The sequence below is a fragment of the Dyadobacter sp. LHD-138 genome (assembly GCF_030929615.1).
In the GTDB taxonomy this organism is placed as follows: Bacteria; Bacteroidota; Bacteroidia; order Cytophagales; family Spirosomataceae; genus Dyadobacter.
In genome coordinates, this window is record NZ_JAVFVU010000028.1 from 36598 (window position 1) to 50139 (window position 13542).

11 protein-coding genes are annotated in these 13542 nt (G+C 43.5%); 1 reads left to right on the top strand and 10 read right to left on the bottom strand.

Features of this window, described 5'->3' with window-relative positions:
* Positions 1 to 56 precede the first annotated feature (56 nt).
* Together RB622_RS19745 and RB622_RS19750 are read right to left on the bottom strand one after the other, a co-directional pair.
* Complete coding sequence (locus tag RB622_RS19745; RefSeq protein ID WP_308048340.1) at positions 57 to 227, bottom strand: hypothetical protein; 171 nt, start codon at positions 225 to 227, stop codon at positions 57 to 59.
* A 136-nt stretch (positions 228 to 363) separates the two neighbouring features.
* Positions 364 to 1362, bottom strand: a complete 999-nt coding sequence (locus tag RB622_RS19750) for a helix-turn-helix domain-containing protein (protein WP_308048341.1) — start codon at positions 1360 to 1362, stop codon at positions 364 to 366.
* A gap of 290 nt (positions 1363 to 1652) precedes the next feature.
* Between RB622_RS19750 and RB622_RS19755 the strand changes: the two genes are divergently transcribed.
* Complete coding sequence (locus RB622_RS19755; RefSeq protein ID WP_308048342.1) at positions 1653 to 3116, top strand: alpha/beta hydrolase-fold protein; 1464 nt, start codon at positions 1653 to 1655, stop codon at positions 3114 to 3116.
* Positions 3117 to 3191: 75 nt separating this feature from the next.
* Here RB622_RS19755 and RB622_RS19760 read toward each other — a convergent pair whose 3' ends face one another.
* The 8 genes from RB622_RS19760 to RB622_RS19795 all read right to left on the bottom strand — a co-directional run bounded on the left by RB622_RS19760 (position 3192) and on the right by RB622_RS19795 (position 13420).
* On the bottom strand, positions 3192 to 3737 hold the full coding sequence (locus tag RB622_RS19760) for a DUF4136 domain-containing protein (protein WP_308048343.1): 546 nt from the start codon (positions 3735 to 3737) through the stop codon (positions 3192 to 3194).
* Between the two features lie 27 nt (positions 3738 to 3764).
* Positions 3765 to 4328: a DUF4136 domain-containing protein gene (locus RB622_RS19765; protein WP_308048344.1), complete on the bottom strand. Its 564-nt coding sequence runs from the start codon at positions 4326 to 4328 to the stop codon at positions 3765 to 3767.
* A gap of 182 nt (positions 4329 to 4510) precedes the next feature.
* A complete protein-coding gene (locus RB622_RS19770) occupies positions 4511 to 4807 on the bottom strand; it encodes a hypothetical protein (RefSeq protein ID WP_308048345.1) in 297 nt (98 codons plus the stop codon).
* Positions 4808 to 5043: 236 nt separating this feature from the next.
* Positions 5044 to 7692: an ABC transporter permease gene (locus RB622_RS19775; protein WP_308048346.1), complete on the bottom strand. Its 2649-nt coding sequence runs from the start codon at positions 7690 to 7692 to the stop codon at positions 5044 to 5046.
* Complete coding sequence (locus RB622_RS19780) at positions 7692 to 8024, bottom strand: helix-turn-helix transcriptional regulator (RefSeq protein ID WP_308048347.1); 333 nt, start codon at positions 8022 to 8024, stop codon at positions 7692 to 7694. The genes RB622_RS19775 and RB622_RS19780 overlap by 1 nt, the downstream gene beginning before the upstream one ends.
* Positions 8025 to 8265: 241 nt before the next feature.
* The gene (locus tag RB622_RS19785; protein ID WP_308048348.1) at positions 8266 to 9369 is read right to left on the bottom strand and encodes an SGNH/GDSL hydrolase family protein; all 1104 of its coding nucleotides are present in this window, start codon (positions 9367 to 9369) and stop codon (positions 8266 to 8268) included.
* Between the two features lie 265 nt (positions 9370 to 9634).
* On the bottom strand, positions 9635 to 10498 hold the full coding sequence (locus RB622_RS19790; RefSeq protein ID WP_308048349.1) for an AraC family transcriptional regulator: 864 nt from the start codon (positions 10496 to 10498) through the stop codon (positions 9635 to 9637).
* Positions 10499 to 10618: 120 nt separating this feature from the next.
* Complete coding sequence (locus RB622_RS19795; RefSeq protein WP_308048350.1) at positions 10619 to 13420, bottom strand: glycosyl hydrolase 2 galactose-binding domain-containing protein; 2802 nt, start codon at positions 13418 to 13420, stop codon at positions 10619 to 10621.
* Between the last annotated feature and the right edge of the window lie 122 nt (positions 13421 to 13542).

Below are 13542 nucleotides of genomic sequence, written 5' to 3' on the forward strand. Positions count from 1 at the left end.
GATTATATCTTGCATCTTTTGCTGCATATAAAATTTCCTCATCCATCAAATCCATGCTACCGATAACCGTTTATTTTGGCTAAACTTTTTACGGAAACCCAATCAAGACCAATAGAAAGCGGCACCAGGACGTACAAGCTGTTGGTTACGAATTTCGCCGTAATGGCAGCCACCGGGGCAACGATCCAAATACTGAACAGGTATTTTGCCCAAGGAAGTTTATTCATGATCAGCGCAAATTGGTGTATCAAAGTTAATTCCTAAAAATAGTGATAATATGAACAATTGCCAAAATTGAAACATGCTTTTCACCCGGATTTCATTGTAAAATGAGCGCAGTATCGATTTGCCAAAAATAAATATTTAAGGTCCGTTTAATCTGCCGGGAGTAACGGAAAAAACATGCTTGAAAGCGCGCGTAAACTTGCTGAGATTATTATAACCCAGCAAATAACCAACCTCGGAAACATTCATTTTTTCTACCAGTAACAATTCCCTGGCCTTGTGCATCCGGACATTTTTGTAGAATTGGTAATAGGAATGCCCGAACATCTGTTTGAAAAGTGTTTTAAATTTAGTCGGTGACATCGTTGCGCGCTGTGCCGCTTCACTGATAGGCGGACAGGACTCCTGATAGCTGTCAAGCAGGGAGCGACGTATTTCGTTGAGCTTCAAAACATCGTCTCTATGAATTTCTATCGACTGGGTATTGCCCTGGCGTTTTTCTACACGCTGCAGGGTGTGGTAACAAAGTTCAAGGGTGCGGGCATGTATCAGCAGATTGTTGCCCCGGTCACCATGCAAATGTTTGTCAATTTCTTTTAAAAGATTCAACGCATTGACATCAAGACATTCTACATGGTACACAGGACGGTTTTTATCGACAAAAGATAAAAGCAGCGCTTGCTGTGTTTCCGGTTGCCGGGTAATAAAATTCCTGATACGTTCGTGCGAGAGGATGATAAAGATCAGGTGGTAGTGAATACCCGGTTGAAATGTATAGGACGCTGTCAGGAGCGGCGAGCTAAAATACAAACCATTTTCGCTCCCGTAACCAAGATTGAACTGCTGCTGCCCGGTCTCGGTTTCAAGGTACTGCTCACTCAGGTTCGACACCAAAACATAATATCCCGGATTTTTCGTGCTTTTACGTTTAAAAATGACGGTCTTATGAAATACCACTTCTATTTTTCTGACCCGCAAACCGAGATCTATATCCACCCGGTAGAAATTCCCCTTGCCTATTTCATTGTCAAATGATAAGCTATCTTCGTCAAAAGTAGCTTTCAGCTGGGGCGCCACCTGAGGAAACCAGTTATCATCATTTTTATAACTGATTGTTAAAGTCTTTGCAGAGGGCATCTTTTAAATGTTTTTCGTTTAAATTCAGGTTTTGTATGATACAAGATTATCTGCATAGCCCTATTTTTTGCATGCATACTGTATGAAAAAGCATCGGTTTCCGACTTCTACTTTCTAAGCGCCCCAAAAATCCGGTTTTCGTAAGATTCGGATTAGTATCCTAAAACTTTTAACAAAATTTTAAAGCATACTGACGATGACATAAAAAGTTTTTTGAACAAAACGAAGTAGATCTCAGTTTCACTACTTTTTTATGATAAGTATTTCCGGTTTCATTTTAATTAAAAATTATGACCCGAAGCTTCTATTCATCTGCACTATTTTTTACGCTCATATATATCGGGGTTGCTTTCCTGAAAATCGCCGTCTTTTTCGTGCTTGGCGCGCGGACAGGAGAGTTAAGCTTACTGGGCGGATTGCTTACTTTTGAATTCCTGATTTCACTGGTATGGTCGCTGATCCTGTTGAAATATTATCATGTTAAAGGCTATGGATTTTCGTTTGCAACGCTGATTGCTTCTATCATAGCCTCATTCCTCGTTTTGCTTTCGTTAAGTAGCATTCTATCGACCAGGCAACTATCTGATTACTTTATAGTTGCTATATTGGCTTCGATGACCATAAATGTTTTTTATGCGGGAGGCCTGATCGTTTCCAAAACAGGCGAAAGACCCTGGTTAAGGGTGGCGGGAATCATCTTGCTGCTACAAGGATTGATACTCCTTTTTTCAATGATATGGGGCTTAAATTCAACCACTTTCATGCAGGGAGGAGCCTTGGCGAAGGTAGAACGATGGGCTTCGCTATCGGCTATTCTCGCCTATGTTTTGTTTGCCATCAATTTTGCCCATGAAAAGGCGGCCGCGGAAGATTCGAATAAAATCGGCGAAAAATCTCTGGTAGCGGTAATGGGATTCGTTTCCTTTATCGCTTTATGCGCTGGTCTTTTTTTCGGTCCGCGACTGGTGACAGAAAGCATGGCATTGCGCAATGGCCCAGAACGGATTGATAAGCATCTGAAAGAGCTTGCCCAGCCATTTGAAGCTCATGTTTTCTCAAACAGCAAGGGTGAAAGGTTGCCCTATCGATTGTTAAAACCGTTGCATTACGATTCAACAAAAAAATATCCTTTGGTCATTTGCCTTCACGGAAGTTCAGGATGTGGAAATGATAACATCAAACAGGTGGTCGGGTCTTTAACCGTCCAATTACTCTCTGAGTACAAGAACAGGATTAAATACCCAGCTTTTCTTTTGGTTCCTCAATGTCCCCATGAAAGAAGCTGGGGCGGTATACCTGATCTTCCGGCCGTGGACTCATTGGTGTTCGAGACGATGCATGAATTGGAGCAGAAACTACCCATTGATAAGGACAGGCGCTACATTACGGGAAATTCGCTGGGTGGGTATGGCGTATGGTATTTTATCAATACAAGGCCCGATATGTTTGCTGCTGCAATTCCCATTTCAGGAGGAGGAAACCCTGCACTTGCCAAAAACAGTATTGATGTCCCGGTATGGGCCTTTCATGGCGCAAAAGACAGGAACGTGTCGGTGATCGGCTCACGTTTAATGATCGACGGTATAAAGAAAATGGGCGGACACCCCCTGTATACAGAGTATCCCGATGCAGCACACGATATCAACGAGCGTATCAAAAAAACGCCTGGTCTACTTGACTGGCTATTTGCGCAAAAGTTAAAGGAGAGAACACAGGTCGATATTAAAAATAACCATGTTAAGGGGATTAAATAGTAATGACTTGGTATTCATTCATAAAGAATCCTCCCGCAGCAGTGCTTCCGGGAGGATTCTTTATTTTGTCACGTTTTATTTAAGCTTATTCAGCAAATCATCTACGGCTTTCACCAGTCTTGCCTGGATTTTCGCCTCTTTCGCCGGAAGAATATTATCTATTGCTCCACGCCAGACCAGCTTGTCCTGCCGGGTGTCCGATATGCCTAAAAAGAGTGTACCCGCTTTGTATTTACCAACAGGCACTTCCTCACTTTTCCAGGAATAACGCCGCTGTCCCGTGTAGCGCGGTAAACCGTCTGTCCGAAAATCGGTTTGTCTTGTCTGCACTTTATCTTCCATCAGGGCCGAAAGATTGATAATTAAAGCGGGATCCTGACTTTCTTGCAGCCCTTTGGAAACTAAATTATCCGCAATGGCTTTCTTGATAAGCGCTATATTTTTCAAAAACGGTTCGGGGAGACTGTCTCCATCCGCCATCTTGGGTTGAAATCCAAAAGTACTATAATCTCCGATCGCGAAATCCGCTTCCTTTGATATTTTCGGGCTATGGTATCCTGTACTGCAGCTTGCAAGAAATAAAGCGCATGCAAGAATGGAATATTTTATGTGTCTGATCATTTTTCTGTCCAATTTAAATCACCTGTTTTATATGCTGGCTGACTCCGGAAATGTCTCAAGGATTTCGAGTACCAGGTTTTTCAACTTTTCATCTGCATTGTCTTTTTTACCCGCAGGTTTTACCTCTCCGGATAGCCATCCCTGCCAGATCATACGATCTGTCCCTTTCTGATAGATATTGACAATTAATCTGCTTTCCTGATAGTTGTAGGTTGAAATATCATTGCCCGGCGTATTCCACCAGCGTCTGTATGGATAATAGTTATTGCCACCGCGCACCTCCTGGCGATCTTTAACATCCACTGTAAAACGGACTACAATCTCGGGATTCAGCTCATCCACAACGTAACCTTTCTTTTCCATGGCTTGGGTAACGCCCGCTGTCATTCTTCTCTGATTAAGTTCACTTCCCAGCACGGGATCTTTGGCTATTTCCTTTTCAGCCTCCACCTTAAATGTGCTGAAACTTTTCAGGTTGACAGATTCATCGCGGTCATAACCAATCTGGGGGGCACGACTGCAAGCGGCAGTCACCACCATGATCATTGCCATGGCTCCCAAAAACTTCAATTTCATTAATGTATTTCTCATGTTTCTTAGGTATTTAGAAATATGCCCTGCCTCAGACTGAATGATATAAATCAGTGTTTCCTTTGTCAGGGCTAAATTTATTTTAACATGACAAAGGTACCTTATCCCAGATCAGCCTTGTTAGCCCGGAACGACGGGGCGATATCCCGAAAAGACATTAATACCAATACATTAATTTTATTTTATAGATAAACCAGATCCGGGTGTTTTCGAAAACTTGTCCGTCTGCCACGGAATCCCATCGACAGCATATCTAAATGCCCCCATTCTGGTGTAGTTGTAAATACTTGCTTCAACAGACATTTCAAGATCCGGATTGCTTTAATAAGAAACCAGGCCCGCCTTTTAAAGGATCCCATTTTGAAGGTTATGTGGTTTCTGATCACATGATAATTACTGCCTCCATTCATCATTTTATTAAAATTAACCAGGTTATCCGGGCTTTGCGCGGCATAAATGGTCATCATATCTTGCTTCATGGTCTAATGATTTACCTTAAACGTTACACGGTATTATTTAAAAACTAAACAATACCGTGTAACTATATACGACCAAATAAATGGGATGGTCAAAGAATCGGTTTGACCATCACATTCGGTGGTTACAACCAATCGCCCATACCAGAAGCGAAGCCGGACCCCTGACTTTTGGGTTTCATTACAAGGCTGATTCCCGGCACGCGTAAGCACCGGTAATCAGCCTTATTTTTAAGTAGTTAATTGCTTTTGAGCACTTTGGCAGGGTTGTTTCTGGCCGCTTTCATCGTTTGAGAACCGATCATCAGAAAAGCCAGCAGCATCACCAGCACCGATCCGCCGAGCAGGTCACTCAGGTCTATGGGTTGATGGTAGGCGAAACGGGTCAGAATAATCTTATCAAAGAACAAATAAGTTAAAGGCAGTGCGATAACAGCCGCAATGGCCAGTAGAAGCAGAAATCCCCTGCAAAGAAGATAAACGAGTTCGGTTTCACTGGCTCCCAGCACCTTACGTATGCTAATTTCATTCAGTCTGGTTTCAATTGTGAATACGACCATGCCTAACAATCCGAGCGAAGCAATACAAATTGCCAGAACAGCTACAAAACCGATCATCTTGAGCATAATAGAAAACTGGCTATAAGCTCCTTCAATCTGGTTATCGTAAAAACGGGCATCCAAAGGGTGTATCTTGTCAAATTTCTTCCAGACATTTTCGATTTTAGCCAAAGTAGCATCCTGATCCTGAGAAGCAATTTTGAGATTCAGGTAACCCCGCGGCTGACTCCCGGCGTAACGGAAGATAACGGGCTCTATTTTGTTTTCAACAGTACCATAATGGAAATCCTTTAACACCCCAACGATGGCCAGCTTCTGTCCGTCTATCGTTACAAAATGCCCGAGCGCCTTTTGGGCATCCTGCCCTGCAATGTTGAAACGCTTTAACACCTGCTGGTTCACAATGACTTCACTTTCCTTTCCTTTTTCCGGTCGCAGGGTGAAGTTCGCGCCCGACAGCAGGTTATGCTTGTGAACAGGCAAGTAATGCTCATCGATCATATTCTGCCATACCATAGCGGAATCGCCAGGCTGGTATTTCATCAAGGCTCCGTACGCACTTCCTACGCTGGTGATCATCATCGATTGTGATATTTCCCTTACCTCAGGAAGTTCAGCCAGTTCTTTTTTCAATACCGCAGCGTCGTTTCCCTGCAATTTAATATTCAATACGTTTTCGGTCGTGAAGCCAAGGTCAAAATTCAAAAAACCTTTGTACTGTCCATACCCTATCATCGTTGTGGCTATAAATATCAGCGAGAGGGTATATTGTACGACAATCAGCGTTTTTCGCAGTCCGACACGCTTAAAAATTTTAAGCCCAGAGGTATCCTTCATAACCGTCACGGCACTGATTTTTGATAAAAACATAGCGGGAAGAAATCCTGCGGCAAGGCCGGTAACTACTGCAAATATAACAAAACAAAGTACAGACCGGACCGATAGATCGAGCGTAACCAGTTCGGAAATATCAGGGCCGAGTGTCAGGAATTCCTTCCGTAAAAACAAGTAGTACAGCACAAAGGAGATCAACAACGCCAGCAAGGCGACGATAACCGACTCGGCCATAAACTGACCCAGTACATGGCTCTTCTGCGCCCCCATGACCTTACGCATCCCCACCTCACGGGAGCGGCGGAGCGAACGGGCAATGGATAGATTGGTGTAATTGAAACAGGCCGAAAGAATGATAACGGAAGCCAGTCCGACCAATGTCCACACCGTGAGCGGACTTGTTGCAGGGCCAATGTTATTGGACATATGATTTCCCAGCGTAACGTCTTTGAGCGGCTGCAGCGATACGTTCACCCGCTGGTCCCGCAAGGTTTTGTTTTCTTCTGCACTGAGCCTGTCCAATGCACGCTGCACGCCAGCGGGGCTCTCCCCTTCCGGCAAGGTCAGGTACACGTAGTTGGACCAAACACTGTCCCAGTTATAGAAATATTGATCTGTTTTTCCGTTCGTGGCATCTGCCGAAGCGAAAGAAATGAGCGCATCGAACCGCAAATGAGAAAGATGGGGCACGTCCTTTGCAATACCGGTTACCATATAGTCAAGCGTGTCGAAACGGACGGTCTGGCCCATCGGATCGGCATCGGCAAACAGCTTCTTGGCTGTTTCTTGAGTCAGTACGAGCGAATAGGGTTCTTTGAGCGCGGACGCCGGATCGCCCGCCACAAGCGGGAAAGTAAAGACCTTAAAAAAAGACTGATCGGCCCACTTGGCTTCAAGAGGAAAAGTAGATTCTCCAATCTGCGCATCCCCGGAAAATCCGCCCCTGATGATTGTTAAGTCCTCCACGCCCGGAATGGTTTCGCGTAATTTCCGTCCGACTTTAACCGAAGTAGAGGCGAGATCCATGCCAGCCCCTGTGCCTCCCTGCTGGTGGGTAATCACCCGATAGATTCGGTCCTTCTTCTCCTGAAAATCATCATAGGCATGTACATCGGCAAGAAACGCGATGACCAGAAGCCCAACAGACATGCTGACAGCGAGCCCAATAATATTGATAAACGAAAACAATTTATTACGCACCAAACTGCGGCGCGAGGTTCTCACGTAGCTGCCAATCATCAGGTAGTGTATCTGAAGGTTGAGAAAATCAGGCTTTCTGACCGTGTAGGACCTAAAAAATTTAAGCACGTCGATCATGTAGATCATGCGTGCATACCGGGCTCCCTTCATCCGCAGATTCCTGTCGAAATACTCATTCAGATCGCCCTCCAGATCTTCCAGTAAACTGGCGCGGCAATACCAGGCCAGAAACCGCTGCGCCCAGCGCGGCGGATGACTATTTTCCTGACTCTCCTTTTTAGAATTCGTTTTCATTAAGCGATCTCGATGTTAAATGTCGGAATAATGTTCCACAAGCCATCACGTACTTCTTTAGCCCGCATCAGCCCTATTTTACCGGTCTGTGTTACTTCGTAATATCGCTTGCGTTTTCCACCCCGGGCACTGGTAGCCTCTCCCATTCTGCTTTTAACCAGGCCCTTTTCTTCCAGCCTGTTTAACACAGTATGCACGACACCAAGCTTGGAAACCCTGCCGGTATGTTTTTCCAGCTCATCACAAATGGCTACACTATAGGCCTCCTGAACCAATGCTGCAATGGTCAGCAGCACCAGCTCTTCAAATTCTCCCAGGTTTGTCCCTTTCATCAGGTCAGGTTTTCCGGTTATAAAAGATTATTAATTACGCAAATGTATGTATAATCATTTTATCAATTCACATTTTGTATGTAAAATATTTCAATCATACTGGCTCTTGTATCAACAAGAAACCGTCGTGACTGACTACCTGTTCAGCCACGCGTGTAAATCCCTATAAAATCAGCATGAAGATTACTGGTTTTCGCTTTTTTACGGGATAAAAAACCTCCTTTTTAAGTTAAGCGAAGACTTAATAACCGGTCTGCATCAAAACCCCTGCGATTTCCTGTGCATACCACCTGATCAGGAAATCGTTCGGGTGATTGATGTTGTTCCCGGTCAGGTCCTGGTAAGACTTGCGTTTTAAAAGTTCCCGATGCACTTCTGTCATGTCAACCAGTACGATGCCCGGGCCTGTCAGTTCTTCAAGCGCTTTTTTGAATTCGGGCTGTGTTCCGGTGAAAAATGATTCCGGATTAGGCAGCATGGTTGCAACCAGAATAAATTCGGCGTTAGGATTGTCCTTACGCACACCATTGATCATATCCGAAATATTTGCTTTGAATTTGGCAGGACTTACTTTTCCGGTGCCGTCGTTCATACCAAAGGCAATAATGGACAAATCCGGATGATGTTTAACAATGAGATCCTCCACATTTTTTTTGCCCCATTCCGAGTCCATTCCCCCAACGGCAGAATTGGTAAATTTGATCTCTGTTTTATAATAATTTTTAAGACTTTCCTGGATCAATATGCCCCAGTCAGGCAAATAAGGCGCGGCGTTGCTTCGTCCGCTTGCGTTGGCCCCCGCTGCAATGCTGTCACCATTTAACAAAATATGAACCGCCTCCTTTTTCTTCAGAAGCCCGTAGGTGTGTGGCAGGTTTTCTCCTTGAAAAACCGGTACAGGACCTTTCCAGATACCTTTTTTATGCTTATATGTTACCGAAAGCTGTTTCTCATGAAAAAAGGCGCCTTCGGCAAAAAGTATTTTCCCGCCGCCTTTCTTTGGAAACGAACGTTTGGCCGTATCCGAATAAAGCTCGGTATCCTTCATAAATATGGCGCTGGAGCCAGGCAGCAACACAAGTTTGCCATCTTTATAGTCCCAATCCACCCCTCTTTTATATTCGATATTGAGCCCCGCGTTTTTTATCGAGATAATGCGCCGAGGCTTAAACAGCAGCGTTGCCTCTGCCGGTTTGCCCTGTCTGGAAATCATCATTACGGACTCATTGTGCAGCATTTTTCCTTTCCAAAAAGGTTTTAACGACTCCTTTACAAAAGCAGGATCCTGCGCATTGGCAGAAGAAAAAAAGGAAATAAAAATGGCCAGTTTAAAAAATGAGTTCATAAAACGATCGATAGGGATAGAAAACTGCAAAGGAGCACGCCGGAAAAGAACCTCAAAAACCCGGACTTAACAAAGCGTTCAATTTTTATAAGTAGTGGTGAAAAATTAGTTTATATTATTGATTTTTATAATAAGCTATTAATCATTCGGTTACTAAACTAATCGCATATAGCCAATTGTCCACAGCTACTTACAAAATATAAGTACTGCCTATTCCTCTAATAGGGCCACGTGCATTTCTTTTGATTTCATTGAGGTTAAAACATTAAACAATGGAATGCAGCCTGACATAATCAGACGGCGTAATTTTTTTAATCGCTTTGAACTGCCTGTTGAAATTCGATATATTATTAAAACCCGATTCATAACAGGCCGAAGCGATATGTCGGTTTCTGATCAATATTTTGCATGCGGAGCCAATTCTTATTTCATTGAGAAATTTCGTAAAAGTTTTCTTGTGAATGCTGGTAAAGTAACGGCTGAAAGAAGATGTATTCATGTGCGCCAGGGCGGCGATCGTTTCCAGCTTAATGTCATGCTTAAAGTTATTGATTACATATTCATAAACCGGCAGCAACTTATCTTTATTCACCCCACTGATGGACTCCGTATAACCCAAGCTGGAAAGTATCTTGTATTTTTTATGACCGGATAATAGCTTCAATACGTCGATAAACAACATAATCCGCTCATAACCTGAGCATTCAATCATTTTTGCAATTTTCTCTGTTATCATACTGTTCCCAATGCCAATAAATTTAATCCCCAGCTTGGCACGCTCAATCAGTTTATTAATTTCCATCATCTCAGGAATCTGGAATAATCCTCCCGCAAAATCATCCAGAAAGTGAATAATGTGCGCCTTTGTCGTAAGATCAGAACCCTTTTCAAAGTAAATCTCGTCATTTAGCCAAAGATGAGGCAGATTTTTACCCACCAGAACCACATCACCCGGCTCAAACCGCTCGACGCTGTCCCCGACAAAGGCTGTTCCAGTACTTTCATGAATTACGTTCAACTCGAGTTCGGAATGATAATGCCAAACTTTCAGAAAACTTTCGGCAGAATAATTTTGTATGGCCAGTGAACTGTTAACATCAATAACCCTCTGTATGAGCTGAGACTTCATTTATCCGATTTTATTAAGCTATTTACAATGTAAGAATATTTCCATAAAAAATAGAATAATACCCGTTACATAAAAGACATCCGGCAACGGTTTATAATCGAAAAATTGAATTAAAGTCACTTAATGTTTACTCCAATTGAAATTTGATTTTGCTGTATTCCAGCTAAGTAAATGTATATCAGCAACATTGAAGACTTTCTTTACACGGGGCGAAACCAATACGTCTACCATCTTTTCCTCTCCCGGCAGCATAATAAAGTAACCATCTTTAAAATAAACTTCATCAGGTTTCGCGTTACATCCCAGCTGTACAAATAATGCGGGCACCGACGAAGTATTTTTTATCCTTACCCTATAAACATCCATCGACTCCGCCCCCCAACGCTCTTTTCCTCCCTGTGTAACAGATAAATCCAGCTTTGCTTTGGGCGCATGTAACATAGGCGCCATATAGGGAAGACTTTTGCTATGAGAAGCGCTGACGCCAAACGTATAGGTTTCCGAAGAGAGTAATTTCCCGGCATGATCCGTGAGGTCGAGGCGAACCAGCAAAACATTATCGTTCGCTTCCTTCGGCACTTTAAAATGGATACTGTCTACCTTTTGCGACGCTATTGCCCCTATTTCCACTACCCTGCTTTTTGTAAAATACAACTTACCGTTCAAATCCAGAATCTGGGTTTTCAAGGTTGCCTGTTTTATTCCATGCGGCCGCGCATTGTGCACAAATAACAGAAGCCCTAAGGTATCACCCGGGTGCAGAGAAATCGTATTGTATTTTGCACTCACATTGATCTGGGCATACGAATTACGGGTATAGTAAAAAGCCATTTTCGGTCTGCCGTAATGTTCAACAATAGAGCCATGGGCCGCATTGGGCCAGGGCTCATTGAAAGTCCACATATAACTTCCGCTTCGATGCCAGTTGGCTCTTCGATGCGTCTGGTTTGCATAACGATACCCCTCAGCCTGTGCAAACTGGCTGGACCTTATTTCTTCTTCCAGGGTAGGCTGTTCGCCAAATAAGGACCGGTAAATATCGGGAGCCAACCAGGTTAAAGGACCAAATGATGCCAAGCCGTTATGCCAGAGCCAAACGGAATCAATCGCAGTCGGCAAAGGTGTCAGCTCTTTTGGAAAGTCGGGAAGTAACTTTTTTAGCGTGTCCAGAGAAGATATGGGCCAACGGACTTTTTCCGGCATTATTTTTTGTAAGGTTTCAAAAGAAGAAGCCCCGGACACACTATATTCCGTAACTTCAATGGCATTGACCGGACCGTGATCTTTCGGTTGTCCGGTGTTATAGGTAACATATCCGGCCGGAAAGGCAAATGAATAAGGCCCGTGTCGCTGGTATACGGGATTAGGATCCGATCCGTGTGCCGGACGATAAGGATCCAGTTCTGCACAAATTGCCTCATACTGCCTCACATGAACACTGTTTTCACGGAACAAATCCAGTTCATTCCCGAACCCATATCGAAAAACGGACGGATGATTGATCAGTAATGGCATTACTTCACGCTGCTCCTGCGCCATATTTTTCAATATCTCAGGTGTATCCAGAGGAGCTGCAAAAACATTGGGCATCTCCTGATAAACCAGGATGCCGTATTCGTCGCATAAATCATAAAACAATTGCTTATCAATAAGCCCGCCACTCCAGATTCGCAAAACATTGTAGTTTGCCAAAGAAGCCATCCTGATCAGGTGCTCATACTCTTTTTTTCCGGGACGCCCATACAACAAATCGGCTGGGAGCCAATTGCCTCCGTGCAAAAATAGCTGTTGCCCGTTGATTTGAGTAAGGTATTTGATCGTTTTATCCGGCTGAGAATAATCCTCCGCGCCCGGGTTTTCCAATACTTTTATATTTCTAATGCCAAATCGACTATTGACCAAATCCAGCACTTGTCCTGTTTTTACGTCTATGGCCGTGACTTTCAGCTCGTATAAATTTTGCTCGCCATATCCGTTAGGCCACCACAATGCAGGATTTTTTACTTCCATCGTATGCTCAATTTGTTTTTTTGAGTTTCCGGCATTTACAATCTGTACACTGCTTGCTTTGGGTCCTTTTCCGTTAATATTTTCTGCGGAATACACCAGTTTGATATCACGCAGTTCCTTACAATCCAGATCCAGTTTGATATGAAGTTTGGCCCGCTGGTAAGGCGGTTCTATTTCGGTATAAATCAGCAGCCTGTCAAGATTGATATCCTCAGTGCCTGTTAAAACTACATCCTGCCATATCCCCATGCTCCACAGACGTGTTCCCCAGTCCCAGCCTGTCATGGTACGAGACTTCCAGAATTTCAATGTTTCGTTGATAACAGCATAAGCGTTGGTTGCCCATCTGTTGCCGTTCACAAAAGCGTTCATGATATTTTCGGGTGCAGGCTGTATCAAAACGATCAGTTCGTTTTCCTTTTCAAAATCTATCTCATCCCCGACTTCGAAGGAGAATGGGGTAAACTGGCCAACATGGCTGCCCAGGAAATGTCCGTTAAGCCAGATTTTCACTGAATAATCCACCGCAGCAAAATTTAACCTGATCCTTTTACCTCCCCATTTTTTATGATCAATTGTAAACGCTTTTCTATACCACCATTCTTTCGATGCATAGGGGTAAGTTTTCTTCGCATTCATGCCAACAAATATATCCGGCAACACACCGGCACGCATCAAATCCCAATGGATATCCCCCGGAACTCTCGCAGGCATCGCACGTGAAACGGGATAATGATGGGCATAATATTTATTCTTTTCGCCTTCGCCTGCATTGGCAGAAACAACCCGCCAATCGTCGCCACTAAGGTTATAATGCATGCGACCATCTTCCTGCTGTTTCCATGAAGTGATAGAAAACAGAAGAATTAAGAAGCAGGTATTCCTATAAATAAATTTAAAATTTTTGAACATATGCTTACCAATTGGATAGGTATTTTAAATGTACAGGAACATCACAGACTATTATCTTTAACAATAATATCCATGCACCTCACTATGCCAAAAATACCTGAAAAGCAAATCGATAGCATACA

What these genes read in the sequence shown, in the direction of transcription:
- RB622_RS19745 (WP_308048340.1), bottom strand. Translation starts at nt 227, where the DNA reads ATGAATAAACTTCCTTGGGCAAAATACCTGTTCAGTATTTGGATCGTT.
- RB622_RS19750 (WP_308048341.1), bottom strand. Translation starts at nt 1,362, where the DNA reads ATGCCCTCTGCAAAGACTTTAACAATCAGTTATAAAAATGATGATAAC.
- RB622_RS19755 (WP_308048342.1), top strand. Translation starts at nt 1,653, where the DNA reads ATGACCCGAAGCTTCTATTCATCTGCACTATTTTTTACGCTCATATAT.
- RB622_RS19760 (WP_308048343.1), bottom strand. Translation starts at nt 3,737, where the DNA reads ATGATCAGACACATAAAATATTCCATTCTTGCATGCGCTTTATTTCTT.
- RB622_RS19765 (WP_308048344.1), bottom strand. Translation starts at nt 4,328, where the DNA reads ATGAGAAATACATTAATGAAATTGAAGTTTTTGGGAGCCATGGCAATG.
- RB622_RS19770 (WP_308048345.1), bottom strand. Translation starts at nt 4,807, where the DNA reads ATGAAGCAAGATATGATGACCATTTATGCCGCGCAAAGCCCGGATAAC.
- RB622_RS19775 (WP_308048346.1), bottom strand. Translation starts at nt 7,692, where the DNA reads ATGAAAACGAATTCTAAAAAGGAGAGTCAGGAAAATAGTCATCCGCCG.
- RB622_RS19780 (WP_308048347.1), bottom strand. Translation starts at nt 8,024, where the DNA reads ATGAAAGGGACAAACCTGGGAGAATTTGAAGAGCTGGTGCTGCTGACC.
- RB622_RS19785 (WP_308048348.1), bottom strand. Translation starts at nt 9,369, where the DNA reads ATGAACTCATTTTTTAAACTGGCCATTTTTATTTCCTTTTTTTCTTCT.
- RB622_RS19790 (WP_308048349.1), bottom strand. Translation starts at nt 10,498, where the DNA reads ATGAAGTCTCAGCTCATACAGAGGGTTATTGATGTTAACAGTTCACTG.
- RB622_RS19795 (WP_308048350.1), bottom strand. Translation starts at nt 13,420, where the DNA reads ATGTTCAAAAATTTTAAATTTATTTATAGGAATACCTGCTTCTTAATT.